Origin of the sequence: Hartmannibacter diazotrophicus, assembly GCF_900231165.1 — a bacterium.
Classification (GTDB): domain Bacteria; phylum Pseudomonadota; class Alphaproteobacteria; order Rhizobiales; family Pleomorphomonadaceae; genus Hartmannibacter; species Hartmannibacter diazotrophicus.
The window spans coordinates 46639-71347 of record NZ_LT960614.1 but is presented as its reverse complement, the minus strand read 5'-3'; the positions used below and the strand labels follow the sequence as shown (position 1 = coordinate 71347).

Genomic DNA, 24709 nt, shown 5'->3' with positions numbered 1-24709 from the left:
GCGCGAACGGCCGCGCCTCCGGTCTATCGCCCCGCCTTCGGGCGCAAAAGAAAAATCTCCCGGTCGCCACTACCGCGCCGCCACGCGGGTTTCCGGCAATCCGGGATTCAGCCGGAACAGGCCAGCCCGTGATGCCGCCCGGACAGAGCGACACTTTCGCGATGCTGCATATGGGCAACACCTCACCGTCAATCGTCCCTTCCCGCGCCCTGCAAACCGTTGGCGCAATGCTCGGATTTCCGCGGCAACCCTCGGAAAAGCCTTGTAATATGACATTTTGTTTATAGTTATCAATGTGTTGACAATATCGGTCGGTAACAGTCTATTAAGTGTGAGCGGGTCATACCCTTACCCCAGCGCGCATGCCGCACGAGTGAACCGGATTTCTGCCGGTTCGGTCATGACGATGGCGTCCATTTGGGTTATGAGACTGGGCGCTTGACTATGACGTGGCGCGGCAAGAGGCCTTGCGGCCCGCACGAGTGCTTGAGGAAGGGACTACGACAGGATGCAGCTTCGTATCGCAGTTCTGCTCACGGTGTCACTTGCGCTGGGCAGCTGCTCGGCCCTTCCGAGCGAAGGTCCTTCCGCCAGTTCGATCCGATCGGACAGCGAAAATCCGTCCCCACGAGCGCTTGCCTATGAGTTGATGCCGCTTTCGCCCGACATCCTCGCCATACTGTCGACGCGCGACAGTGATGACCTCGGGTCGACGTTCGGCAAGAACGCGGGCGGCTCGGTCGGCCTGATCGGCGTCGGTGATGTCGTGTCGGTCACGATCTGGGAGGCGGGCTCCGGCGGCCTCTTCGCCTCGTCCTCGCCGCTGGGTGGCGCCGTGGCCACGGGCGCCAACAGCGCACAGATCCCGCAGCAGATCGTCAATTCCGACGGCACGATCGTGGTGCCCTACGCCGGACAGATCCGGGCAGCCGGCCGCACCCCGCAGGCGGTGAAGGCCGATATCGAGAACGCCCTGATCGGCAAGGCAATCGAACCGCAGGTTCTCGTGACCGTCACGACGAGCGTCGCCAACACGGTGACCGTCACCGGCCCGCTGCCGCAGGGCGGACGCATCCCGCTGACGCCGCGCGGCGACCATCTGCTCGACGTCATCGCCCTTGCCGGCGGTGTGCAGTTTCCGGCCTACGAGGCGTATGTGACCGTCAATCGCGGCAACCGCGTCGGCAAGGTCTCGCTCCAGAAGGTGATCAACAATCCGTCGGAGAACATTTCGGTTGCCGCCGGCGACGTGATCACGATCAGCCGGGAGCCGAAGAGCTTCACCTCCTTCGGCGCGACGGGCGGACACAGCCAGATCGACTTCGGCCAGATGGACCTCAATCTTTCGCAGGCGCTCGCCAAGGCAGGCGGCCTCAGCGACGCGAGAGCCGACCCGGCCGGTGTCTTCGTCTATCGCATGGAAGACAGGAACGTGGTCGCGCGCCTCAACCCGCAGAGCAAGCTGCTCTCGACGGGCTTCGGATCCCGCATTCCGGTCATCTACGAGCTTGACCTTCGCTCGCCGTCCGGGCTGTTCCTGGCGCAGAATTTCGAGGTCGCCAGCGGGGACGCCATTTACGTGGCCAACGCGCGACTGACGGAACTGCAGAAGTTCCTGGCGCTGATCGGAACCGTGATCTCGCCGGTTTCCAGCGTGGCGACGACGTCCAGAGCGATCAGCACGATGAACTGATCCAAAAGCAAATGGGCGGCACTGGCCGCCCATTGTCGTGCATCAGGCAAATCCGGGCTCAAGAGCCCGGATTTTTCTTTTTGCGCCACCGAACGACGCCAACGCACCGATCCATGCCGGAGAAACGGGATCAGCCCGTCCAGCCGAGGCCGCCGGCGATGCAGTTCATCGACAGCAGCAGCGGTGCGAGGATGGCCTCCTGACGCGCCTCGTTTCCGGACGCGGCCCGGAACTCGCGCAGGAGATCGACCTGCCAGCGATTGGTGCGGTCGATCATCGGGCGGACGTGCTCGGTACGCCGGCTAAGAACGGGGAAGCGCTCGGCCAGCCTGCTGCTTCCGGAAAGCGCCAGCACGTGGGAGACGGTCAGGGCGTATTCGGCCTCGACCATGCCGAAGATGCGGTCGCGAGCGTCCTCGTCGGTGACCAGCGAGGCGTAGCGGCGGGCGAGATCCATGTCGGCGAGATAGAGGGTCTTTTCCGCCTCGTCGATCATCAGCCGGAAGAAGCGCGAACGCTCGAACATCTCCTTCAGAAGATCCCGGCCCTCGTCGCCGCGGAACTTGAGGAAGGACTGGAACGCCGTTCCAAGACCGTACCATCCGGTGATGAGGTGGCGGTTCTGCGACCAGGCGAAGACCCACGGAATGGCTCTGAGGTCAGACAGCGACTTGGCACCAAAACGGCGCGAAGGACGCGAGCCGAGCTTCAGAAGCGCCAGTTCCTCCACGGGACTTGCCGCATTGAAATAGTCGATGAGGCCGGGCTGCTCGATCAGCCGGGCGAAGGCGGCATGGGAAAGGCCCGACAAGGCCTCGACCGTTTCGCCGTAGCGGCCCGGCATGTGTCCTTCGCTCTTGGAGGACAGCGTGTGCGAGACGACGCTTGCGGCCAGAAGCTCCAGATTGAAGAGCGCCGCGCCACGATTGGCGAACTTCGACGAGACCACCTCGCCCTGCTCGGTGATGCGCAGATAGCCCTCAACCGTTCCCGGCGGCTGGGCGGCGATGGCGCGGCCGGTGGGGGCGCCGCCACGGCTCACCGAGCCGCCGCGACCATGGAAGAAGGAGATGCGCACATCGGCCTTGCGACCGACCTCGACCAGCCGTTCCTGGGCCTTGTAGAGCTCCCAGTTGGAGCAGAGAAAGCCGCCGTCCTTGTTGCTGTCGGAATAGCCGAGCATGACCTCCTGGCGCCGTCCGTTGGCGCGGATCGCCTGGCGCACGGCCGGTTCGGCGAAAAGCTCGCGCAGGATGCCCTCGGCGTTGCGCAGATCCTCGATCGTCTCCAGCAGCGGGATCACCGCGACCGATCCCGATCCGTCCTCCTCCGGCGAGGCGATGCCGGCAAATCGGCCGAGCAGGTAGAAGGCGAGGATATCGGCGGCGCTGGTGGTCATCGACAGGATGAGGGCACCGATGGCCCTGTTGTCCGGGCCTTCGTGCGATTCGCGCACCACGTCGAGGGTCGCCATCATCTCGCGCGCCTCGGGCGTCAGGGCCTCCCGGTCCGGCGGCATCAGTTCCTGACGCTGCAATTCCCTTGAGACGAGCGCGCGCCATTCCGGCGAGTTGGGCTCGGGAACGGTCTCGACGCCCTCCGGCAGCCTTTTGGTCCAGATGTCGACCAGCGTGCGGTTCACGACGGAGGAGTTCTGCCGGATGTCGAGGGAAGCGGTGCGGAAGCCGAAGATGTCGATCTCGCGCCGGAGCGGCCTCAGCCGGGTCAGGGCGAGATCGTCGGCGCCAAGCGTGATCAGGGCGCGCTCGGCGATGAGAAGCAGGCGGGAAAGCTCCTCCGGCGATGCGAAGGGCCTTGCCGGCAAGTCCCGGTCGCGCGTCGCCTCCAATCGCTCGACGATGGCGACGAAGAACTGGCGGAAGACCTCGCCGGGATTGCGCCGCCGGATCTCCTCGCCATCGGCCGAGGCGTCCAGAAGGTCATCGAGCGCGGCCAGAAAGACGGCCGGGATCTCAACATTGGCGCTGCTGATGGAGAGAAGGCGGATCATCTCGCCACAGCGCTCGATCAGCCTCTCCAGCGCCGCCCCCCGATACAGGGCCAGGGCATTGCGGGTGGTCTCGGCGGTCACGAAGGGGTTGCCGTCGCGGTCGCCGCCGATCCAGCTGGAAAAACTCAGGAGCGAGGGGACGGGAATCGCGGCTTCCGGATAATGGCGCTTCAGGGCGGCGGCGAGATTTTCGACCGTCTGCGGCGCCTGCTCGAAGAGCGTTTCCTGGAAGAAGTGCAGGCCCCAGGCGATCTCCTGTTCCACCGTCGGCTTTTCAAGGCGCAGTTCGCCGGTCAGCCAGAGAAGGTCGATCTCGGTCCTGAGGCTCTGGACCAACCCGTCGCGCTCACGCGGGGTCCAGCGGTCGGTCTCCAGCGCCACGAGGCCGCGATAGATGCGGCGGTGGATCTCCAGCACCGTGACGCGCTTGGCCTCGGTCGGATGAGCGGTCAGCGTCGGCACGGCCTCGGTCTGAGCGAGCGCGGCGGCCAGATCTTCCGGTGACGCGCCGGAACCAGCGATGGAGCCGATGACATTGGCGAAGGTGCCGCCGACGGAATCGGGGCCGCCGGACGTCTCCATCTGGCGGCGCGTGCGCTGGGCGACGTTTTCCTCCGCGATGCCGAGAAGCTGGAACCAGATGCCGGTTACCTGAAGCGCCGGCACGCGCAGGTCTTCGGGGATGATGAGGCTCGACCCGGTCTGGAACAGGTATTTGACGAGTTCCGGCCGACGCACCCGGACGACATCGGCGAGCAGGTTGAAGAGCAGCTCGAAGACGGGCGTGAAGTCGTCATCGGCAAGCGGGTGGCCGGCACCAGGCAGGGCTTCGGCATGGGCGATACTGGGCATTGGGGCCTCCCTTGGCCACGACGCTATCCGGCTGGTGGAGCCGGACGGCATCGCGCGCGTCCAATTCTTTGGAGTGGCCGGCAATCAGCCGCAGCGCCACACCTTCTCTCCCCGGCTTTAAGCCGAAGGAGGCCGCACGCACGACGGCAATGATGCCGCAGGCCGGCTAAGGCTTGACCCAAATACCTGAATGTAAAATACTTTCCTCGCGTTTCGGATTTTCTGAAAGCGGGACATAACGGTTCTGAAAGCTGCCTCGCTCAGGGATGGGTCATGTCGATCGGAACGACGAAGCGTTCGTAGTCCTCGGCGCTGACGAAACCGGAGCCGAGCGCGGCCTCGCGCAGGGAGAGGCCTTCCTTCTGGGCGGTCTTGGCGATCTTCGCCGCCTTGTCGTAGCCGATATGCCGGTTAAGGGCGGTCACCAGCATCAGGTTGCGGGACAGATTGTCCTCGATCCGGTTCAGGTTCGGCGCGATGCCGGCGGCGCAGTGGTCGTTGAAGGAAAGACAGGCGTCGGAAAGAAGCGCGATCGATTCCAGCACGTTGTGGACCATCACGGGCTTGTAGACATTGAGCTGGAAATTGCCCTGCGTGCCGGCGAAGGCCACCGCCGCGTCGTTGCCGAAGACCTGGACGCAGACCATGGTGAGCGCCTCGCACTGTGTCGGATTGACCTTGCCCGGCATGATCGAGGAGCCCGGTTCGTTTTCCGGAATCAGCAGCTCGCCGATGCCGCAGCGCGGGCCACTCGCCAGCCAGCGCACGTCATTGGCCATCTTCATCAGGCTGCCGGCCAGCGTGCGCAAAGCCGCCGATGTCGCCACCAGCGCGTCATGAGCGGCAAGCGCATGGAACTTGTTCGCGGCGGAGCGGAATGGCTGGCCGGTGAGAACGGCAATCTTCTGAGCGGCGAGATCGCCGAACTTCGGATGGGCGTTGAGACCCGTTCCGACGGCCGTGCCGCCGATGGCAAGGTCCAGCAGCCCCTGGCTTGCCTTTTCCACCTCGGCCAGACCGAAGTCGATGCCCGCGACCCAGCTTCCGATCTCCTGTCCCAGCGTGATCGGCGTTGCGTCCTGCAGGTGGGTTCGGCCCGTCTTGACGAGATCGTCGTAGGTCGCGGCCTTTTCGGCCAGCGTGTCGCGAAGGCGTTTGACGGCAGGCAGGAGCCGCGCGACGATTTCGTCCATCGCGGCAATGTGCATGGCCGTTGGGAACGTGTCGTTGGACGACTGACCGCGATTGACGTGATCGTTGGGATGAACGGGCTTCTTCGATCCCCGCTCGCCGCCAGCCAGTTCGATGGCCCGGTTGGCGATGACCTCGTTGGCGTTCATGTTGGACTGGGTGCCGGAGCCCGTCTGGAAGACGACAAGGGGGAACTCGCCGTCGAGACGACCTGCAACGACCTCGTCGGCCGCCTTGACGATCAACGCCGCAATGTCTTGCGGCAGTTCGCCAAGCTCCGCATTGGCTTCGGCGGCGGCACGCTTGAGGATGCCGAGTGACCGGACAATCGGCCGGCCCCAGACAAAGCGGTCCCGACCGATCGGAAAGTTGCCGATCGAGCGCTGGGTCTGGGCGCCCCAGTAGCGGCTGGCGGGAACCGCGATGGTTCCCATCGTGTCGCTTTCCTCGCGCATCGCCGCGTCCGCCGGATCGTTGCTCGTCACTTCGCTCATGGAGGCTTCTCCCTGCTGACTCTGGAGGCGGCCGATCATCCTGCATGACCATGACAAACGGCGTTCTGGTCCCAGATAAATCGGAACGATCGCGCCTTCCTGCAACGACCGGGCGAAAATTGCCGGCCTTCAAGCGAGGATCGAAGAACACCCACTCAACGCCAAGCAGACACACGTCCGCTCGACCAGCATCCAACTCTGAACGGATAGTTAAAATCGGGCATATTCTTCCCGCCAACGAAACAAAATGATACCCCGGCGCCACTTATTTCATGAACATGATACCCAAGTCTCCGCGCGGCGCGGGGACATTCACATCCTTTCTCCAAGAACAGGAGGAGTAACCCATGAGTGTCGGCGGTATTGGCGGCTTCAACCCCGCCAACGGCTTTGCCTCACGTATCCTGAGTCAGGCCGACACGGACGTGAACGGAGGATTGTCGCTCGAAGAATTCGGCGCGACGAACCAGACCGATGCGTCCGACGAGGACATTACCAATCTTTTCAACACCCTGGATTCCGATTCGGACGGACTTGTGTCCGGCGACGAGCTTGCCACCGGCATCTCGCAGCTTTCATCCGAAACGGCATCCTCGCTTCTGTCCGCTCAGGAATTCGGTGCCGGCGGCCTGCCGCCGCCTCCGGGCGGTCCAGGCGGTCCGGGTGGCCCCGGTGGCCAGCGCGGTGGAGAAGGCGACTTCTTCTCCGACACGGACACCGACGGCTCGGGAACCCTGTCGCTCGACGAGTTCTCGGCCAAGGGCGACGAGTTCTCGGCCAAGGGCGACGAGATCGGCATTTCCTCTGAAGATTCGCAAGATCTCTTCAGCACCATCGACAGCGACGGTGACGGCGAGATCAGTGAAGACGAAGACCAGAGCTACAAGCAGGCTCAGGCCGAAGAACGCAGTGCCGGCGGACCGCCTCCCCCCCCTCCGGGTGGCGGTGGACCTGGCGGCGCCCAGGGCTTCGGCGGCGGCAGCGATCTGGCAAGCATTCTTGCCAGCAGTTCGGCCTACAGCAGCAGTTCCAGTTCGACGATCGATCTTGTTTCACTGTTCGATCAGGCCGCCTGACGGCATATACGGGGTCACGCTGCCTCATGGCGGCGGCCGGGGCATGGCACTCCCATGCTTTCCGGCCGTTCGTCGTTCGTATAAGGAGAAGGAACGGACATGATAGGAATGATGCCCGCGCGCGGCTCAGCAACGGTTTGGCCGGTCATGGAGACACCGCATATTCTCGTCGTCGAGGACGATCCCGTCATCCGCGATCTGGTGGAACAGTTTCTCGCAGCAAACGGATGCCGCGTGTCGAGCGCGGCGCACGCGCGAGCCATGGACGCGATCCTCGCCGAGGCGTCCATCGATCTCATCGTTCTCGACCTGATGCTGCCCGGGGAAGGCGGCCTTGCCATCTGCCGGCGCCTGCGGTCGAACGAGAGGCATATGCCGATCCTGATGCTGACCGCGCTCGGCGAGGATGTCGACCGCATCATCGGCCTGGAGACCGGCGCCGACGACTACATGGTCAAGCCCTTCAATCCGCGCGAACTCCTGGCGCGGGTGCGGGCGATCCTGAGGCGCTGGGAAGAACCGGCGGCCTCCAGCCAGCCGGCGCGCGACATCTTCAACGGCGGCCGCATCCAGTTCGACCGCTGGACCGTCGATCTGCTGCGCCGCCAGCTCTATGACGACGAGGGCGTGAGGGTCTCGCTGACGAGCGGCGAATTCGACCTGCTCGTCACCTTCTGCCGCCATGCCGGACGGGTGCTGCCGCGCGAACAACTTCTGGAAATGACGCGCGGGCGCGTGAGCGGCGGCGCCTATGACCGCAGCGTGGACATCATGGTCTCCCGGCTCAGGCGCAAGCTGCAGTCTGACACCGACGACGGCGGCCTCATCAACACCGTTCGCAATGTCGGCTACATGTTCTCCGCCGAGGTGCGCGAGAAGCAATGAACCGGCTCCTTGCCCGCATTCCAGCGCTGCAGCGGATCGCGGTGCAGATCGCGTTGCTGGTGACGCTGTCGATCGTCGTCACCAACATCCTGGTGATCCTGAGCGTCATTTTCTTCAATCACTTTCGCGGCCCCCCGCCCGTCCGTGGCTCCGAAGAGGACATCCTCGCCTTCGTCACGCGCATCGTGACGACATCGGCCATGGTCGCCGAAACGCCCGTCGACCAGCAGGACGAGATGATCGCGCTCGTCCTGCGGGCCGTGCCGCATGTGCGGCCTCTTGCCGAGAAGCCCGACGTCGAGCCGCACGGCCTCGATGACAAGAGCCACGAGGTCATGCTGATCCCCAGCGTGCTGCGCGACAGGTTGCCGGCGAACATCGATTTCCGCCTCCTGCCGCCAACCCGCACGGGCAGCCGCTATCCGGACGTGGCGGTCGGCTTTGCCGACGGCCAGTATCTTCTCTTCAGCCATTCCGGCGTCGATGTCCCCGAGCCGCCGCCGCCCGTCATCGTCCTTGTGTTCGGGGCGGTCGCCATCGTGCTCACGACCGGTTTGCTGCTGCTTCTGATGAAGCGCACGGTGATCGCGCCGCTGGAGCGCCTCTCGGCCCGCGTCGCCACCGTGGAGGGCTCGCTGGACGGGCCGGACTTCGTCGGCGAGGGAACGCGGGAGGTTCGCCAGCTGGCGCATGAACTGAACGGGCTCAGGGATCGCCAGAAGGTGATGATCCGGGCGCGAACGGAAATGCTGGCCGCCGTCGGCCACGACCTGCGGACGCCGCTGACGAGACTGCGGCTGCGCTCGGAGACGATCGCGAACGACGTGACGCGCAGCGAAATGATCGAGGAGATCGATCGGCTCGCCCGGCTGACGGAGAAGGCACTCGCCTTCCTGCGCGGCAATTCGGTGGCCGAACCCTTCGAGCGGGTCGACGTCGCCTCCCTGCTTTCCTCGCTGGCGGACACCTATGCAGAAATGGGTCTGGAGCTCGACTGCGACCTGCCGGCGCGTCTTGTCGCCTCGGTCCAGCCGGAAGCCCTGACGCGCTGTGTCGGCAACCTCGTCGAAAACGGCTTCAAGTTCGGCACGAACGTCGGCCTGTCCCTGCGGCCGGACGAGGAGAACCAGCGGATCATCATCGAGATCCACGACGACGGGCCGGGGATCGAGGAAAATCTCCGCGAACAACTGATGAAGCCTTTCGTGCGGGCCGACGACAAGGACGGGCGCGGCGACCGCCGGGGCGGCTTCGGCCTCGGCCTTGCCATCGCTCTTCAGGTGACGACCGACCACAAGGGGGCACTGGAGCTGCGGAACGTCGAACCACACGGGCTGCTGTGCTGCCTGAGGCTTCCGATCGAGCAAAGGCCGATCGATCCGGCACCGGAAGCCGACAGGGCCTGATCGCGCCGCCCCATCAGAGCGGTGCTAGCCGCGGATCTGATGCGCCTTGTATTTTACACATTGCTAATATAACACTGACCGGGTCGATCCGGGCGGGAACTGCCACGCGTCCCTTCCCGTTCCCTGACGCGAACAGACCCGTCGACGCGGACAGGAGGACACCATGAGCTATCACTTCACCACCACTCTCAACCAGCCATTCGAGCAGGCCGTCGAAACGGTGACGGCCGCGCTCAAGGAAAAGGGGTTCGGCGTTTTGACGACGATCGACGTCAAGGCAACCCTGAAGGCCAAGATCGGCGCCGAGTTCCGTCCCTATGTCATTCTCGGCGCCTGCAATCCCGGCTTCGCCTTCAAGGCGCTGCAGGCCGAGCCGAAGATCGGCACCATGCTGCCGTGCAATGTCGTCGTCGAGGAGAAGGGCGACCACGTGGAGGTGTCGGCCATCGATCCGATGGCATCGATGCAGGCCGTCGACAATCCGGCGCTCGGCGCCGTCGCGACGGAAGTGCGCGACCTCCTGAAGAGCGTCGTCGACGATCTGGCGGCCAAAGCCAAGGCGGCCTGACAGGCCTGCAAGGAAATTCAGGCAAGGAAAAAGGCGCGGGAGCAACCTCCCGCGCCTTTCTCATTCAGGCATATCCAATCCCGCTCAGGCGAAGTCGCCCGTCGTGAACGGCAGCTTTAGCGGGTGCTTGCCGGTCGCCTTGAAGATGGCGTTGGCCACCGCCGGTCCGATCGGCGGCACGCCCGGCTCGCCGATGCCGGTCGGCGCCTCGGCGGACTGGATGATATGCACCTCGACCTCCGGCATGTCGGACATGCGCAGCGGTTCGTAGGTGTCGAAGTTGGACTGGTCGACCTCGCCGCCGGTCAGCGTGATGGCATCACGCATCACCGCGCCGAGGCCGAAGCCGACGCCGCCCTCGACCTGCGCCTTGATGTTGTCCGGATTGACCGGGACGCCGCAGTCGACGGCACAGACGACCTTCTCGACCTTGAAGTTACCGGCGTCGTAGGTGATTTCCGCGACCTCGGCGACATAGGTGTTGAAGGACTTGTGGACGGCAACGCCGCGATAGCGGCCCTTGGCGGGAACCGTGTCCCAACCGGCCTTTTCCGCAGCGAGCTTCAGGACCGCCACCTTGCGCGGATCGTCCTTGAGATGCTCCAGACGGAAGGCAACCGGGTCCTTGCCGGCCTTGGCGGCGAGCGCGTCCATCACCGTCTCCATCACGTAGGCGGTGTGGGTGTGGCCCACCGAGCGCCACCACAGGACCGGAACGCCGACCTTCGGCGATGCCAGTTCGAGGCGGAAGCCGTTGATGGCATAGGTCGTGTCGGCGATGCCTTCGACCGAGGCCTCGTCGATGCCGTCCTTGACGACCATCTTCTCCATGGCGGTGCCGGTGAAGATCGACTGGCCGACGATGCGGTGCTGCCAGCCCATGATCATGCCTTCGGCGTCGACGCCGGCCCGGACCTTGTGGACATACATCGGCCGGTAGTAGCCGCCCTTGATGTCGTCCTCGCGGGTCCAGACGATCTTCAGCGGCTGGACCTTGCCCCACGCCTTGGCGACGAGGGCGGCCTCGGCCACATACTCGCTGTTGTAGACAGCACGGCGGCCGAAGGAGCCACCGGCCCAGCGGGTGTCGATGGTGACCTTGTCGGGCGTCACACCGAGGATCGAGCCGGCAACCATCTGGTCGACGGTCTGCATCTGCGATCCCGTCCAGATCTCGACCGACTTGCCGGGATCGGCGAGGATCGTGACGTTGAGCGGTTCCATCGGCGCGTGGGCGAGGAAGGGGAAGGCGAATTCCATCTCGACCGTTTCGGCAGCCGCGACAAGGGCAGCCTCCGCGTCGGCGTCCTTGACCACGGCGGCGGGCATGTCGGCCGCCTTGCGGTATTCGGCCAGCAGTTCGTCCGTGCCGCGGGTCTCGGCCTTGCTGTCGTCCCAGGTCACCTTGACGAGGTCTCGGGCCTTGATCGCCGGCCAGGTGGTCTTGGCGAAGACCGCGACGCCGAAAGGCCCGGACTTGACGTCGACGACGCCGCGAACCTTGAGCGCCTCGGCGGCATCGAAGTCCTTGACCGTCGCGCCCCACTTCGGCGGACGAATCACGGTGACGACGAGCATGTCATCGCGCTTGACGTCGAGGCCGTAGAGGCCGGTCCCGCCCTCGGACTTGGCCGGCACGTCGACACGCGGAAAGGACTTGCCGATATAGACCCATTCCTCGGGGGTCTTGAGCGGCGGGTCCTGCGGCGCCTCGAGCTTGGACGCGGCAGCGGCAAAGTCGCCGAAACCGGCGCTCTTGTCGCCGTGGCCGAGCTTGCCATCGGCAATCGTGACCTCGCCGGCCGGCACGGACCAGTCCTTGGCGGCGGCGGCCTTCAGCATCTCGCGGGCGGCGGCGCCGGCCTTGCGATACTGCTCGAAGGAGTTGGCCATCGACGTCGACCCGCCGGTGCCCTGGATGCCGAAGAAGAGGTTCTTGTAGAGCTCGACGTTGGCCGGAGCGAATTCGGCCTTCATCTGTCCGACGGAGGCACCGAGTTCCTCGGCGACAAGGGTCACGAGGCCCGTCGCGATGCCCTGTCCCTTGTCGAGATGCTTGATCAGCACGGTCACCGTGCCGTCGGGAGCAATCTGGACGAAGGGATTGAACGCAGCCTCCATGTCGGCGGCCCGGGCTTCTCCGACCTGCGAAACGATGCCCGGCATGGCGAAGCCGATGACGAGGCCGGCCGTCGTGCCGCCCATGGCCTTCAGGAAGCCGCGCCGCGAAGCGGCCGGCAGCGAGGAGCGGAAGGCGCGAGGCTCTTGGAGATAGTGCAGCATGGTCTCAGCCCTCCATCATTTCGGATGCGCGCTTCACGGCGGCATGAATGCGGACATAGGTGGCGCAGCGGCAGGCATTGCCATCCATCGCGGTGACGATGTCGTCGTCGGACGGCTTGGGATTGTCGGTCAGAAGCGCCGTCGCGCTCATGATCTGGCCGGACTGGCAATAGCCGCACTGCGGCACCTGCAGGTCCACCCACGCCGCCTTGACGGCCTCGGCGGCCTTGCCCGCGATACCCTCGATGGTCGTCACTTCCGACGCACCGACATCGCCGATGGCCGTCTGGCAACCGCGCACGGCGACGCCGTCGAGATGCACCGTGCAGGCGCCGCAAAGGCCCACGCCGCAACCGAACTTGGTGCCGGTCATGTCGAACTCGTCACGCAGGGCCCACAGGAGCGGCGTGTCTTCATCGGCATCGATCTCCCGCTCGGTGCCGTTGATCTTCAACTTGATCATGATCTTCTCCGGATATTCGCCGGGTCCGGTCCGCAAAGGCGACGCTCCATGCACGGATCGCCGTTGCCCGTCCCGACAGCAAGAACCCCGTCCGGCGGAGGGACGGGCAGATCGGCGGTTGCTCCGCCTGTTTTGACTTGTTCCAAATCCGATATATCACTTATGATTATCAACGAAACCGAATTTGCTTCATGAGAAATATCGACAACGTTCATATCAGGCGGCTGGACATGTCGCTGCTCGTCGTCTTCGAGGCGCTGATGCGCAGCGGCAAGATGAGTGCGGTCGCCGACGACCTGGGCCTCACCCAGTCTGCCGTCAGCCACGCGGTCGGCCGCATGCGGGAGATTTTTCGCGACCCGCTGTTCCTCAGGAACGGTTCGGGCGTGACCCCGACGCCGCGGGCGCGGCAACTGGCCGATCCGATCTCCGAGGCGCTCGCCTCGATCCGCCTCGCCATCCAGATCGGGCACGGCTTCGATCCCGCCACATCCCGAAGAAACTTCGCCATTGCCGCCGTCGACAGCGCCATGACGGAGCTGGCGCCGGAGCTTCTGACGATTCTTGCGGACGAAGCGCCGTCCTGCTGCGTCACCTTCATGACGATGCCGATGGAGGCCGCCATCGAGGCTATCGCGACCGGTGCGATCGACCTTGCGATCGGCGCCTTCAGCAAGACGAGGACGCCCGACGGCCGAACCGTGCCGACGGCGCTTTACAAGGAGAGCTTCCTCGTCATGGCAAGGCGCGGCCATCCCCGGATCGGCGATACGCTCGACCTCGGTCTCTATTGCGCGCTCGATCACATTCTTGTGTCCTTCACCGGCGACCGCCATGGTGCGGTCGACCAGGTTCTCGGAACCATCGGCGCAGTCCGGCGCATCGCGATGGTGATGCCGCAGTTCATTCCCGCCTTCGCGGCCGTCGCGAAGTCCGATGCCATTCTCACAGCCCCCTTGCGCGTCTGCCGCAAGCTCGGCGACTATTTCGATCTCGTCGCCTATCCGCCGCCCATCCAGCTCCCGGACTTCCAGATGCAGATCCTGCGTCACAACCTGTCGATGGGCGACCCGGCCATCAACTGGCTGGAAGCCCACGTCCGGCGTTCGCTCCTCGGCAGTTCCCCGGTCGCCGCTTACGCGTAAGAGCTTGTTGCTCATATGCAACATCGGATGAAGCGAAGCGGGAACCAGCCCCTAGTTTGATCTAGATCAAGATCTTCGGAAACGCGCCGGAGCAGCATCATCCCACCAAGAGTTGTTGGCGGTTACCAGAATGGTTTTCGCCCCGTTTGAAGGATGATGACGATGTTTCGTGGGACGTGGGGACTGGGCGTTGCGGCGGCGGCACTTGTGATGTCGGGTGCGGCAGCGATGGCGGCCGATATCGGGCCGATGGACGCCGAGCCGCCGATGGCGGCGCCGGTCGCGAATTACGACTGGTTCCTGCACGTCGGTCCGGCGGGCGTGTTCTTCTCCGAATCGGCCGACGTCAGCGCGGGCGGTGCGGCCGTCGCCGGATCGGACGCCAAGATCGACAACGATCTCGCGGTGACACTGGACATCGGCTACTACGTCACGCCCGACATCTCGCTGTCGCTGACCCTCGCCAATGCACCGCTCGCCGTGGTCAATGGTGCGGGGAGCCTCAGCGGCCTCGGCGCGCTCGGCAAGCTGAACTACCTGCCGCCGGTGCTGGCGGTCCAGTATCACTTCCCCGAGTTCTACCACGTGCGGCCCTATATCGGCGCGGGCGTGAACTACACGATGTTCTTCAACGAGAAGGACGCGGCGCTGACCAACTTCAAGGTCGACAACGCCTTCGGCGCGGTTCTGCAGGCGGGCGTGGACGTCATGCTCTCCGAGCAGCTCGGCCTCTTCGTCGACGTCAAGCACGTCTGGCTGAGCACCGACGCCACCGGCGTGCTGGGCGCAACGCCGGTCAAGGCCGATGTGACGCTCGATCCGACGATCGTCACGGCCGGTCTCACCTATCGCTTCTGACCCTGACGCGTCCTGACAGGGAACCCCTTGCGGCTATCGCCGCAGGGGGATTTTTTTTGCCGCCGTTTCCGGTTGTGCACTGCGGCAGACTGGACATGCCGGTCAAGGAATGATCTTGTGCCGGGGCTCTGTCAGGCATGCCTGAGCCGGTGTCCGCGTCGGACGTCGCCTCGCAGGCCCGCGGCAGAGAATGCACCATGTGGGCGAGCGGCATCCGGCAAGGGAGGCGTTCCGCCACGCTTTCAGTTGGCGGAGGCGATGGCCGGCCTTTCAACCCTCAGCGAGCGTTTCTCCCACTTCTTCATCGACCAGTTCGGCGTCCTGCACGACGGATCCCGGCCCTACCCCGGCGCCGTCGAGGCGCTCAAGCGGCTGAAGGCGACGGGCGCATCGATCCTGCTCTTGTCGAATTCCGGCCGGCCGGCGCATGACAACGTGCTGCGCCTGGAACGCCTCGGCTTTCCGCAAGATTGCTACGACGCATTCGTCACGTCCGGCGATCTCGCCCTCGATCTGGTCGCGCGCGGCGCCCTGCCCGTCACCCTCGATCGAGGCACGCGATGCCTGACGATTTCCGGTGTCGGCGAACGCTCGCTTGCCACCGCACTCGGGTTCGAGGACGCGGCGGACGGCGAGACGGCCGATGTCGTCATCATTGCCGGCAGCCGCGGGGACATCTATCCGATCGAGACCTATCGCGATCTGCTTCGTCCGGCGGCGGCACGTGGCGCTCCGGCGCTCTGCACCAACCCGGACAAGATCATGCTGACGCCGGGCGGGCCGGCCTTCGGCGCGGGACGGATCGCCGAACTCTACAAGGAACTTGGCGGCGCGGTCACCTATATCGGCAAGCCCTATCCCGACATGTACGCGAGGGCCCTCGGGCTCAGCGGCTGCTCGGATCCGTCCGAGATCGCCTGCATCGGCGACAGCGTCGAGCATGACATCGTCGGCGCGAAACGCTTCGGCGCCTTCGCCGTCCTCGTGCGCACCGGCCTCAACGAAGGCAACTCGGACGGCGCACTGGAAGAGAAATACCAGCGATTCGGTGTCCGGCCCGACATGGTGCTTCCCGCCTTCCGCTGGTAGCAAGGCACAACGGCATCCAGACGTTTCGCCAGAAGGAATCGCAATGACCATGACCGCCGAGCCGGCCACCAGCACAGCCGCCGCCGCTCCCCTGCTCACCCTCGAAGAGCAGCTTGGTGCCTGGCCGGCCGGCGATGCGGACCGCCAGGCCGTGAAGGCCCTGCTGCTGGCGCTCGCCGAGGCCGGCAAGCAGGTCCGAGGTCGGCTGGCCGAGGGCGCACTCCACGGCGACCCGGCCCGCATCGTCGGCATCAACAGCGACGGCGACAAGCAGAAGGCGCTCGACGTCGAGGCGCACGGCATCTTCGTCGAAGCAAGCCACAAGGGCGGCGCGGCCGTGATCGGATCCGAGGAGGCGGAAGAACCGATAGCAGGCGATCCGAACGGGCGCGTTGCCGTCGCCTTCGACCCGATCGACGGCTCCTCGCATATCGGCATCGCGGGCGCCTGCGGGACACTCTTTTCCGTTCTGTCGCTTGCGGCGGACGGAGAACATTTCCAGCAGCCTGGATCGGCGCAGCTTGCCGCCGGCTATCTCGTCTACGGGCCGGAGACGGTCTTCTGCTATACGCTCGGCGCGGGTGTCTTCATGCTGACGCTCGACCCGGTGGACGGTGTCTTCAAGGGGCGTCAGACGCCGGTCGTGCTGCCGGCAAAGACGGCGGAGATCGGTGTCGACCTCTCCTTCCGGCGGCACTGGCACGAACGCCCCACCGCCTATGTGGACGACTGCCTTCTCGGCAAGGACGGATCGCGCGGTGCGGACGTCCGGCTGCGCTGGATGATGGCCGCCGTCGTCGACCTCCACCGCATCCTGAAACAGGGCGGCATCTTCGTGCTGCCCGCCGACAAGCGGCCGGAAAACCGCGTCGGTCGCCTCAGGCACGTCTACGAGGTGAACCCGATGGCGCTACTCATCGAGCAGGCCGGCGGGCTTGCGACCGACGGCGTTGGCGGCCGGCTGCTCGACCGTGTGCCGGAGGGCCTGCATGCCCGCGCGCCAATCGTTGCCGGCTCACGCGAGGAAGTCGAACGGTATCTCTCTTTCTGACGCGGGACTTCTCCGGCTTCGTCAGGAAATGCCAATGAGAATGCCGGACAGGAAGACAAGAAAGCCGCCGACGACAACCTGGAACGCCGCCGAGAGGAAGGGCGTATCCATATACTTCCAGCGGATCCAGGAAATCGCCCAGAGTTCGAACAGGACGATGATGACGGCGATCACCGTCGCGGTCGTGAAGTCGGGAATGAGGTAGGGCAGGGCGTGACCAAGGCCGCCGGCGGCGGTCATGATGCCGGCGGCAAGCCCTCGGACCAACGGGCTGCCGCGTCCGGTCAGCGAGCCGTCGTCGGAGGCGGCCTCGGTAAAGCCCATCGAGATGCCAGCGCCGACGGCGGCCGCCATGCCGACGAGAAAGGTCTGCCAGGTGTCGTGGGTCGCAAAGGCGGCCGCGAAGACCGGTGCCAGCGTCGAGACCGAGCCGTCCATCAGGCCGGCCAGTCCCGGCTGGACGATCTGGAGCAGGAACTGGCGGTGCTCGGCGGCCTTTTCCTCGTCGATGGCGACATCGGTGAGCTTTGCGGCACCAAGCTGGTGCGCCTGCGCCTCATGGCGGCGCTCGGCGGCGGCAAGCTGGCCCAGCAGTGTGCGAATGCGGGCGTTCGACGTGCGCGAGGCGGCCTTCAGGTAGAAGTTGGCGGCGGCAACCTCCATGTCCTGCGCCTCGGTCCTCACCCGGTCGAGCCCGAGAGGGCGGACCAGCCAGTAAGGCTTGCGGGCATAGAAGCCGCGCACATGCTCGCGCCGGATCAAAGGGATGGTCTCGCCGAAGATCTCGCGGTGCATCTCGATCAGCCGGTCGCGGTGCGCCATCTCCTCCTTGGCCATCTCCTCGAAGACGGCGGACGAGGCGGGAAACTCCTCCTTCAGCGCATCGGCATAAGAGGCATAGATGCGCATGTCCTCCTCTTCGGACGAAATCGCAAGAGCCAGAACCTCCTGCTCCGAGAGATCGGAGAAGTTGCGTCGGGAGAGAGAGAACATGCGCAGGCACTCATATTAGAATAATTCTGATTTGTACGATCTAAGGTATGACCGACCGTTGCGCAAGCGGCCACGCATCCGTAGACATACCAAGTTCGAGCGTCCGCCGCGACGCCGGCGCGACCCGTTGGACGGCGAAAGGGAGACAACACGATGCCGCGACAGAATCCCAAGATCCTCGTCTTTGCCGGTTCGACCCGCGGGGGCTCCTTCAACGCCCAGCTTGCGGCGCTCGTGACCAAGAAACTCGCCCTGCGCGACGTCGACGTGACCCAGATCTCGCTCGCCGACTACGAGATGCCGCTCTACAACGGCGATCTGGAGCAGGAAAGCGGCCCACCCGAGGCCGCCGTGAAGCTGCACAAGCTCTTTTCCACCCATCAAGGCATCTTCATCGCCAGCCCCGAATACAACGCCTCGATCACGCCGCTGCTCAAGAACACGATCGACTGGGTGAGCCGCGTGAAGCCCGCCCCCGGTGCCGGCTCCGCGTTCAAGAAGCGGGTCTTCGCCATCGGCGCGGCCTCGAACGGATATTACGGCGGCATGCGCAGCCTCCTGCAGATCCGCCATGTGCTGGAAATCGGCCTTGGCGCGACGGTGATCCCCGAGCAGATATCCGTTCCAGGAGCGGCGACCGCCTTCACCGATCTTGGCGATCTGGAAGCCGAGCGCAGCCGCGCGATGCTCGATGCGATGCTGACGCGGTTCATCGAGGAAGCGGAGCGCTACGTCCGGGCCTGAGCCAGGGCCGCAAGACGCATAGCCGGATTCAAAGCCATGCAGACCGACAGTTCGAAGACCGACCTTGCGACGATCTACCGTGGCTATATCGACTGCCTCAACCGGCAGGACTGGCTATCGCTCGGCGCCTTCGTCGCCGATGACGTCCGGCATAACGGCGAGCCGTTCGGGCTTTCCGGATACCGCCGCATGCTCGAACGGGACTATCGGGACATCCCGGACCTGCGATTCAAGATCGCGCTGCTGGTCGCCGATGCGACATACGTCGCCTGCCGCCTCGATTTCGACTGCACGCCGATCGGCACGTTTCTCGGCCTTCCGGTGAACGGCAGGCGCGTGCGGTTCTCAGAACACGTCTTCTACGAGTTCCGGGACGGGAAGATCATCGACGTCAGGTCGATCCTCGACAAAGCTGCCATCGAGTCCCAGTTCTGAGGGCTGCCGGTTTCTTTTCCGGCCGCAGCCCCCGTCAACCGCGCCAGTTTCCAGCCGCCCACATCGCCGCATGGGCCTCGCGATAGGTCGGATAGACAGGCTCAAGGCCGAGGGTCGTCTTGATCTTGGCGTTGGAGCAGCGCTTGTTCTCGCCATAGAAGGAGCGCGCCATCGGCGACAGGTCCGCGCTCGCGAAATCCTGCTCCGGCGGCGGTTCGACGCCCATGAGCCCGGCGGCATAGGCGATCACGTCCTGCGGCGGGGCCGGCTCGTCGTCGCAGACATTGAAGACACCGTCGGCCCGCGCCGTCATCGCCGCCGCCGTCATCGCCGCGATGTCGTCGACATGGATGCGGTTGAAGACCTGGCCCGGCTTGATGAGGCGCTTCGCCGTCCCCTCGGCAAGCTTGACGAAGGCGTTGCGCCCCGGACCGTAGATGCCGGCAAGGCGCAGCATGGCGATGGGGCACTCGATGCCGGCGGCAAAGCCGGTCCATTCCGTCTCGGTGGCAAGGCGGGCCCGCGACCTGCGGGCTTTCGGATGGCATTTGGTCGTCTCTTCGACCCAGGCTCCGCCATAGTCGCCATAGACCCCGACGGTCGACCAGTAGCCGATCCATTCGAGATCGGGCGCGGCGGCAATGTCGTCGGCATGCTGCGCCAGCACCGCATCGCCTGTCTCGCCCGGCGCGACGGAAAGAACGATATGGGTCGCTCCGGCGAGCGCCTCGCGGACGCCTTCGCCCGGCCTTTCGCCATCGAAGACGAAGGGCTCGATGCCGGCGGCCGCCAGTTCGTCGAGACGCTCGGCATGCCGGGTCGTGCCGCCGATCCAGTCGGCCTTGCCGGCAAGATGCCGGGCAAGGGCAAGACCGGAATAACCGGCTCCGAAAATGAACAGACGCATCAAGCAAACCTTCCCGTCATCGTTCCGTGCGGCATCCCGTCAGGCTTCCAGTGCCGCGAGATCGCCCTGTTCCAGCGCGGCGAGCCTCGCTTCGATCTTTTCCACCGGCCAGTCCCACCAGGCAATGGCGAGCAGCCGTTCGACCGTCTCCGCCGGAAAACGCATCCGAATGACACCCGCCGGATTGCCGCCGACGATGGCATAGGGCGGAACGTCGCGCGTGACGACCGAGCCCGCCGCCACGATGGCGCCCGAACCGATGGTGACACCCGGCATCACCATCACGCCGTGGCCGAACCAGACATCGTTGCCGACGACCGTGTCCTTCGCCGGCAGGTCGAGGTAGCCCATGACGGTCGCCGGATTGAAGACGCGGAAGGGAAAGGTCGTGACGCCGCCCATCGGATGATTGGCCGAACTGGTGATGAAACGCGTGCCCTCGGCCATCTGCACGAACTTGCCGATCGTCAGCTTCTCGCGGCTGAAGGCAAAGAGATAGGGCGCGATCGTTCCGGCGATGTCATCCGGCACCGCGCGGTCGCTGTAGTAGCTGAATTCGCCGACCTCGATGCGTGGATGATCGATCGCCACCTTGAGGTGAACCAGCCCGGGAACGACGGTTCCGTCCGGCAGCGCCATGGGGTGGCGCACATCAGCCTTGAGAAAGGGCACGGCAAGACCTCGTCGCAGCGTGAAGATCGCGCCTTGTCGCACGAACGAAATGAATCGGGCAAGGTTGCATCGCCGCGCCGGAACGGCGTCTGCCCGCGCCATTTGCATCTTAGACCACAGCGCCTACATATGGCGCCTGACTTTCCTCTCGAAGACTTGGCGGGATATCGGATTTTTCCTTCTCCTGCCTTCATGGAGCCCTTCATGTCCGACGCCCACAGCATGCCGCAATGGCATGGAACCACCATCGTGACGATCCGCAAGGGCGGCAAGGTCGTTGTCGCCGGAGACGGACAGGTTTCGCTGGGGCAGACCGTCATCAAGCATACCGCCAAGAAGGTGCGCCGCCTTGCCGGCGGCAGCGTCATCGGCGGCTTTGCGGGTGCAACCGCCGATGCCTTCACGCTGTTCGAGCGGCTGGAGGCCAAGCTGGAACAGTATCCGGGACAGCTCACCCGCGCCGCCGTCGAGCTTGCCAAGGACTGGCGCACCGACCGCTACCTCCGCCGCCTCGAAGCCATGATGCTGGTGGCCGACGCCAACGTCTCGCTCGTCCTCACCGGCACCGGCGACGTGCTGGAGCCGGAAGGCGGCGTGATGGGCATCGGCTCGGGCGGCAACTATGCGCTGGCCGCCGCGCGCGCCCTGATGGACACCGACCAGAGCGCCGAGACGATCGCCCGCAAAGCGATGGCGATCGCCGCCGAAATCTGCGTCTACACCAACGAGAATGTGGTTCTGGAAAGCCTCGATGCGGCTTGAAGCCCGGCCCGGCCGGACCCACCTGACCTTTTTGAACCGGACACTCAGCCGATGACCGATTTTTCCCCCCGCGAGATCGTCTCCGAACTCGACCGCTACATCGTTGGGCAGACCGACGCCAAGCGCGCCGTCGCGATCGCCCTGCGCAACCGCTGGCGGCGTCAGCAGCTTCAAGGTGCGATGCGCGAGGAAGTGCTGCCGAAGAACATCCTGATGATCGGGCCGACCGGCGTCGGCAAGACGGAGATCTCGCGCCGCCTCGCACGGCTCGCGGGCGCGCCCTTCATTAAGGTGGAAGCCACCAAGTTCACCGAGGTCGGCTATGTCGGCCGCGACGTGGAGCAGATCGTGCGCGACCTCGTCGAGGTCGGCATCACGCTGGTGCGCGAGAAGAAGCGCAAGGACGTGCAGGCCAAGGCCCACCAGCAGGCCGAGGAGCGCGTGCTCGACGCCCTCGTCGGCCCCGGTGCAAGCCCTGCGACGCGCGACAGCTTCCGCAAGAAGCTGCGCGGCAACGAACTCGACGACAAGGAGATCGAGGTCGAGGTCTCGGCCCAGCCTTCGATGCCGAGCTTCGACATTCCCGGCATGCCGGGCGGCTCCATCGGCGTCATGAACCTCAACGACATGATGTCGAAGATGATGGGCGGGCAGAAGAAGACGCGCCGCACGACCGTCAAGGACTCCTATGACCTGCTCATCGGCGAGGAAAGCGACAAGCTCCTCGACCAGGAGCAGCTCGTCGCCGAGGCCATTGAGGCGGTGGAGAACAACGGAATCGTCTTCCTCGACGAGATCGACAAGATCTGCGCTCGCGAGGGCCGCTCGGGCGGCGACGTCTCGCGCGAGGGCGTACAGCGCGACTTGCTGCCGCTGATCGAGGGCACGACGGTTTCCACCAAGCATGGCTCGGTGAAGACGGACCACATCCTCTTCATCGCGTCCGGCGCCTTCCATGTCGCCAAGCCGTCGGATCTCCTGCCGGAGCTACAGGGCCGCCTGCCGATCCGCGTCGAGCTTCAGGCGCTGTCGCGCGCCGACATGCGGCGCATCCTCACCGAGCCGGAAGCAAGCCTCATCAAGCAGTATGTGGCGCTGATGGCGACGGAGGGCGTGGAGCTTGCCTTCACCGACGAGGCGATCGACGCCATCGCCGACATCGCCGTGGAGGTGAATGCCAGCGTGGAAAACATCGGCGCCCGCCGCCTGCAGACGATCATGGAACGGGTGCTCGACGAATTGTCCTTTGCCGCCGCCGACCGGGGCGGACAGACAGTGACCATCGACGAAGAGTATGTGCGGACCGGCGTCGGCGATCTTGCCAAGAACGCGGATCTCAGCCAGTTCATCCTGTAACCAACCAGCAGCGCGGCATTGACCCTGCCCCTTGCATGGTTGACCTTGCCCTGGGGTCACCAGCCTTGGGAACAGCGCCAATGCCGCCTCTTCGCCATGCCATCGGGATCGTCGCGACCTTCGCCGGCTTCCTTCTCGCGTTGCCCGCTCACGCGGAACCGGTCGACGTGGAGCTGGTGCTCGCCGCCGACGGCTCCGGCTCGATCGACGACGATGAGCTTGCCCTGCAACGACAGGGCTATGCCGACGCGGTGACGAGCAAGGAGGTGCTCGACGTCATCCGGGCCGGCTATCGCGGCGCCATCGCGATCACCTATGTGGAGTGGGGCTCGGCCGCCTCGCAGCACACGATCGTCGACTGGACCGTGATCCGCGACGAGGCCTCGGCGCGGGACTTCGCCGACAGGCTGGTTTCAACGCCGCGCGCGGCCTTCGGCTACAATTCGATCTCCGCCGCCATCGACTATTCGGTCAACAAGATCGAGACCAACGACATCGAGGGCGCAAAAGCCGTGATCGATGTTTCCGGCGACGGGCCCAATATCGGCGGACGACCGGTGCAGGCGGCCCGCGACGATGCCGTGAGGCGCGGCATCACCGTCAACGGTCTCGTCATCCAGCGGCCGGGCGGCTTTTCCTCCGCGATGGGCGGGGAGGATCTCGTCGAGCACTACAAGCGCGACGTCACGGGCGGGCTCGGCGCCTTCGTCATGGTGGTCGACGAGACCACGACCTTCGGAACCGCCGTCCGCCGGAAGATGGTGCAGGAAATCGCGCAGGCGCTCGGCGCACCAGACAGCCTGACGCCGACCGCTCTCGACTGACCGGCGGGCAGGACATAGATAAGGGCGACGGCCCGACCAGAAAGCTTCAGACCCATGGCGCTCACAACGGCAGAAATCGAACGCTACGCCCGCCACATCGTGCTGCGCGAAGTCGGGGGGCCTGGCCAGCAGAAGCTGAAGGCCGCGCGCGTGCTCGTCGTCGGGGCCGGCGGTCTCGGCGCGCCGGCGATCCAGTATCTCGCCGCCGCCGGCGTCGGCACGCTCGGGCTCGTCGACGACGATGTGGTCTCGCTCTCCAACCTGCAGCGGCAGGTGATCCACGGCAGCGACAGCATCGGCGCTTTGAAGGTCGAAAGCGCCAAGGAAACCGTCGCCCGCATCAATCCACATGTGAGCGTCGAGACGCATGCCGCCCGGCTGACGGCGGAGAATGCCGCCGAGCTTGTCCGCGCCTATGACATCGTCGTTGACGGGTCCGACAATTTCTCCACCCGCTATCTTCTCGCCGACACCTGCGAGGCCGAGCGCCGGCCGCTCGTTTCCGGCGCCATCGGCGCCTTCGACGGTTCGCTGACCGTGCTGAAGCCCTATGAGGCCAACGAGGCCGGCCAGCCCAATCCGGGTTATCGCGATCTCTTTCCCGAGCCGCCGCCGGCGGGCAGCATTCCCTCCTGCGCCGAGGCCGGCGTCATCGGTGCCCTGCCCGGTATTCTCGGCTCGCTGCAGGCGATGGAGGTCATCAAGCTTGTCTGCGGCATCGGCGAGCCGCTGATCGGCCGCCTGCTCCTCGTCGACACGCTCTCCATGCGCTTCGAGACGATCAAGTACCGCGCGCGCAGGAAAGCCGCCGCCGAATAGGAAAATTGCCCGTCTCGGGACGGGCAAAGCTCCATGGCTGCCGACCTTAACCCGCGCTAGCCTCGATGCTCGCAGGAGGGTGCAGTTCCGGTCTTCAGGGAGTGACACGGCGACAGATCATCCCTCCGGTCG

The 24709-nt window shown here is 65.2% G+C and carries 22 protein-coding genes; 15 read left to right on the top strand and 7 right to left on the bottom strand.

What is annotated here, in order from left to right; genetic code table 11:
- The first annotated feature begins 508 nt into the window (after positions 1–508).
- Entirely contained in the window at positions 509–1693 is a 1185-nt protein-coding gene (locus HDIA_RS00280; RefSeq protein WP_099553301.1) for a polysaccharide biosynthesis/export family protein, read from the top strand.
- Between the two features lie 130 nt (positions 1694–1823).
- On the opposite strand, the gene HDIA_RS00275 is transcribed toward HDIA_RS00280, so the two are convergent.
- Together HDIA_RS00275 and fumC are read right to left on the bottom strand one after the other, a co-directional pair.
- Positions 1824–4556, bottom strand: a complete 2733-nt coding sequence (locus HDIA_RS00275) for a phosphoenolpyruvate carboxylase (protein ID WP_157775096.1) — start codon at positions 4554–4556, stop codon at positions 1824–1826.
- A gap of 260 nt (positions 4557–4816) precedes the next feature.
- Complete coding sequence (gene fumC, locus HDIA_RS00270; RefSeq protein ID WP_173796164.1) at positions 4817–6241, bottom strand: class II fumarate hydratase; 1425 nt, start codon at positions 6239–6241, stop codon at positions 4817–4819.
- Between the two features lie 347 nt (positions 6242–6588).
- On the opposite strand from fumC, the gene HDIA_RS00265 reads away from it, so the two are divergent.
- The 4 genes from HDIA_RS00265 to HDIA_RS00250 all read left to right on the top strand — a co-directional run bounded on the left by HDIA_RS00265 (position 6589) and on the right by HDIA_RS00250 (position 10176).
- On the top strand, positions 6589–7317 hold the full coding sequence (locus tag HDIA_RS00265; RefSeq protein WP_099553297.1) for an EF-hand domain-containing protein: 729 nt from the start codon (positions 6589–6591) through the stop codon (positions 7315–7317).
- 147 nt (positions 7318–7464) lie between these two features.
- The gene (locus HDIA_RS00260; protein ID WP_099558618.1) at positions 7465–8202 is read left to right on the top strand and encodes a response regulator; all 738 of its coding nucleotides are present in this window, start codon (positions 7465–7467) and stop codon (positions 8200–8202) included.
- Positions 8199–9608, top strand: coding sequence for a sensor histidine kinase (locus HDIA_RS00255; protein ID WP_099553295.1), 1410 nt, complete (start codon positions 8199–8201; stop codon positions 9606–9608). Before HDIA_RS00260 ends, HDIA_RS00255 begins: the two co-directional genes overlap by 4 nt.
- Positions 9609–9771: 163 nt before the next feature.
- Entirely contained in the window at positions 9772–10176 is a 405-nt protein-coding gene (locus tag HDIA_RS00250; protein ID WP_099553293.1) for a DUF302 domain-containing protein, read from the top strand.
- Positions 10177–10260: 84 nt separating this feature from the next.
- Here HDIA_RS00250 and HDIA_RS00245 read toward each other — a convergent pair whose 3' ends face one another.
- The gene (locus HDIA_RS00245; protein WP_099553291.1) at positions 10261–12459 is read right to left on the bottom strand and encodes a xanthine dehydrogenase family protein molybdopterin-binding subunit; all 2199 of its coding nucleotides are present in this window, start codon (positions 12457–12459) and stop codon (positions 10261–10263) included.
- Between the two features lie 4 nt (positions 12460–12463).
- On the bottom strand, positions 12464–12922 hold the full coding sequence (locus HDIA_RS00240; RefSeq protein ID WP_099558617.1) for a (2Fe-2S)-binding protein: 459 nt from the start codon (positions 12920–12922) through the stop codon (positions 12464–12466).
- Positions 12923–13113: 191 nt separating this feature from the next.
- Between HDIA_RS00240 and HDIA_RS00235 the strand changes: the two genes are divergently transcribed.
- The 4 genes from HDIA_RS00235 (at position 13114) to HDIA_RS00220 (ending at position 17065) form a co-directional block, all read left to right on the top strand.
- On the top strand, positions 13114–14067 hold the full coding sequence (locus tag HDIA_RS00235) for a LysR family transcriptional regulator (RefSeq protein ID WP_099553289.1): 954 nt from the start codon (positions 13114–13116) through the stop codon (positions 14065–14067).
- 162 nt (positions 14068–14229) lie between these two features.
- Positions 14230–14925, top strand: a complete 696-nt coding sequence (locus tag HDIA_RS00230) for an OmpW/AlkL family protein (RefSeq protein WP_157775093.1) — start codon at positions 14230–14232, stop codon at positions 14923–14925.
- A gap of 258 nt (positions 14926–15183) precedes the next feature.
- A complete protein-coding gene (locus HDIA_RS00225) occupies positions 15184–16014 on the top strand; it encodes a TIGR01459 family HAD-type hydrolase (RefSeq protein WP_157775090.1) in 831 nt (276 codons plus the stop codon).
- A gap of 43 nt (positions 16015–16057) precedes the next feature.
- Positions 16058–17065 (top strand): class 1 fructose-bisphosphatase, encoded by a 1008-nt coding sequence (locus HDIA_RS00220; protein ID WP_099553283.1) that lies wholly within the window; start codon positions 16058–16060, stop codon positions 17063–17065.
- 21 nt (positions 17066–17086) lie between these two features.
- Here HDIA_RS00220 and mbfA read toward each other — a convergent pair whose 3' ends face one another.
- Positions 17087–18058 carry an iron exporter MbfA gene (mbfA, locus tag HDIA_RS00215; RefSeq protein ID WP_099553281.1) on the bottom strand — a complete coding sequence of 324 codons (972 nt, stop codon included), beginning with the start codon at positions 18056–18058 and terminating at the stop codon, positions 17087–17089.
- A gap of 153 nt (positions 18059–18211) precedes the next feature.
- On the opposite strand from mbfA, the gene HDIA_RS00210 reads away from it, so the two are divergent.
- A complete protein-coding gene (locus HDIA_RS00210) occupies positions 18212–18802 on the top strand; it encodes an NADPH-dependent FMN reductase (protein WP_099553279.1) in 591 nt (196 codons plus the stop codon).
- A 36-nt stretch (positions 18803–18838) separates the two neighbouring features.
- Positions 18839–19237, top strand: coding sequence for an ester cyclase (locus tag HDIA_RS00205; protein ID WP_099553277.1), 399 nt, complete (start codon positions 18839–18841; stop codon positions 19235–19237).
- Positions 19238–19271: 34 nt separating this feature from the next.
- Here HDIA_RS00205 and HDIA_RS00200 read toward each other — a convergent pair whose 3' ends face one another.
- Together HDIA_RS00200 and HDIA_RS00195 are read right to left on the bottom strand one after the other, a co-directional pair.
- Entirely contained in the window at positions 19272–20144 is an 873-nt protein-coding gene (locus HDIA_RS00200) for an SDR family oxidoreductase (RefSeq protein WP_099553275.1), read from the bottom strand.
- 39 nt (positions 20145–20183) lie between these two features.
- Positions 20184–20816, bottom strand: a complete 633-nt coding sequence (locus tag HDIA_RS00195; RefSeq protein WP_342748071.1) for a CatB-related O-acetyltransferase — start codon at positions 20814–20816, stop codon at positions 20184–20186.
- A 204-nt stretch (positions 20817–21020) separates the two neighbouring features.
- Here HDIA_RS00195 and hslV point away from each other — a divergent pair, with 204 nt between their 5' ends.
- The 4 genes from hslV (at position 21021) to HDIA_RS00175 (ending at position 24577) form a co-directional block, all read left to right on the top strand.
- Positions 21021–21578: an ATP-dependent protease subunit HslV gene (gene hslV / locus HDIA_RS00190; RefSeq protein WP_099558615.1), complete on the top strand. Its 558-nt coding sequence runs from the start codon at positions 21021–21023 to the stop codon at positions 21576–21578.
- A 51-nt stretch (positions 21579–21629) separates the two neighbouring features.
- Positions 21630–22934 (top strand): ATP-dependent protease ATPase subunit HslU, encoded by a 1305-nt coding sequence (gene hslU / locus HDIA_RS00185; RefSeq protein WP_099553273.1) that lies wholly within the window; start codon positions 21630–21632, stop codon positions 22932–22934.
- Positions 22935–23014: 80 nt separating this feature from the next.
- The gene (locus tag HDIA_RS00180; protein ID WP_099553271.1) at positions 23015–23758 is read left to right on the top strand and encodes a DUF1194 domain-containing protein; all 744 of its coding nucleotides are present in this window, start codon (positions 23015–23017) and stop codon (positions 23756–23758) included.
- A gap of 54 nt (positions 23759–23812) precedes the next feature.
- Positions 23813–24577, top strand: coding sequence for a molybdopterin-synthase adenylyltransferase MoeB (locus HDIA_RS00175; protein ID WP_099553269.1), 765 nt, complete (start codon positions 23813–23815; stop codon positions 24575–24577).
- Positions 24578–24709: the final 132 nt, after the last annotated feature.

Bases quoted from the DNA above. Each gene is read 5' to 3' on its own strand.
- HDIA_RS00255 (WP_099553295.1), top strand. From the start codon at position 8,199: ATGAACCGGCTCCTTGCCCGCATTCCAGCGCTGCAGCGGATCGCGGTG.
- HDIA_RS00200 (WP_099553275.1), bottom strand. From the start codon at position 20,144: ATGCGTCTGTTCATTTTCGGAGCCGGTTATTCCGGTCTTGCCCTTGCC.
- mbfA (WP_099553281.1), bottom strand. From the start codon at position 18,058: ATGTTCTCTCTCTCCCGACGCAACTTCTCCGATCTCTCGGAGCAGGAG.
- HDIA_RS00220 (WP_099553283.1), top strand. From the start codon at position 16,058: ATGACCATGACCGCCGAGCCGGCCACCAGCACAGCCGCCGCCGCTCCC.
- hslV (WP_099558615.1), top strand. From the start codon at position 21,021: ATGTCCGACGCCCACAGCATGCCGCAATGGCATGGAACCACCATCGTG.
- HDIA_RS00175 (WP_099553269.1), top strand. From the start codon at position 23,813: ATGGCGCTCACAACGGCAGAAATCGAACGCTACGCCCGCCACATCGTG.
- HDIA_RS00230 (WP_157775093.1), top strand. From the start codon at position 14,230: ATGTTTCGTGGGACGTGGGGACTGGGCGTTGCGGCGGCGGCACTTGTG.
- HDIA_RS00280 (WP_099553301.1), top strand. From the start codon at position 509: ATGCAGCTTCGTATCGCAGTTCTGCTCACGGTGTCACTTGCGCTGGGC.
- HDIA_RS00180 (WP_099553271.1), top strand. From the start codon at position 23,015: ATGCCGCCTCTTCGCCATGCCATCGGGATCGTCGCGACCTTCGCCGGC.
- hslU (WP_099553273.1), top strand. From the start codon at position 21,630: ATGACCGATTTTTCCCCCCGCGAGATCGTCTCCGAACTCGACCGCTAC.
- HDIA_RS00225 (WP_157775090.1), top strand. From the start codon at position 15,184: ATGGCCGGCCTTTCAACCCTCAGCGAGCGTTTCTCCCACTTCTTCATC.
- HDIA_RS00240 (WP_099558617.1), bottom strand. From the start codon at position 12,922: ATGATCAAGTTGAAGATCAACGGCACCGAGCGGGAGATCGATGCCGAT.
- HDIA_RS00275 (WP_157775096.1), bottom strand. From the start codon at position 4,556: ATGCCCAGTATCGCCCATGCCGAAGCCCTGCCTGGTGCCGGCCACCCG.
- HDIA_RS00250 (WP_099553293.1), top strand. From the start codon at position 9,772: ATGAGCTATCACTTCACCACCACTCTCAACCAGCCATTCGAGCAGGCC.
- HDIA_RS00235 (WP_099553289.1), top strand. From the start codon at position 13,114: ATGAGAAATATCGACAACGTTCATATCAGGCGGCTGGACATGTCGCTG.
- fumC (WP_173796164.1), bottom strand. From the start codon at position 6,241: ATGAGCGAAGTGACGAGCAACGATCCGGCGGACGCGGCGATGCGCGAG.
- HDIA_RS00245 (WP_099553291.1), bottom strand. From the start codon at position 12,459: ATGCTGCACTATCTCCAAGAGCCTCGCGCCTTCCGCTCCTCGCTGCCG.
- HDIA_RS00210 (WP_099553279.1), top strand. From the start codon at position 18,212: ATGCCGCGACAGAATCCCAAGATCCTCGTCTTTGCCGGTTCGACCCGC.
- HDIA_RS00260 (WP_099558618.1), top strand. From the start codon at position 7,465: ATGGAGACACCGCATATTCTCGTCGTCGAGGACGATCCCGTCATCCGC.
- HDIA_RS00265 (WP_099553297.1), top strand. From the start codon at position 6,589: ATGAGTGTCGGCGGTATTGGCGGCTTCAACCCCGCCAACGGCTTTGCC.
- HDIA_RS00205 (WP_099553277.1), top strand. From the start codon at position 18,839: ATGCAGACCGACAGTTCGAAGACCGACCTTGCGACGATCTACCGTGGC.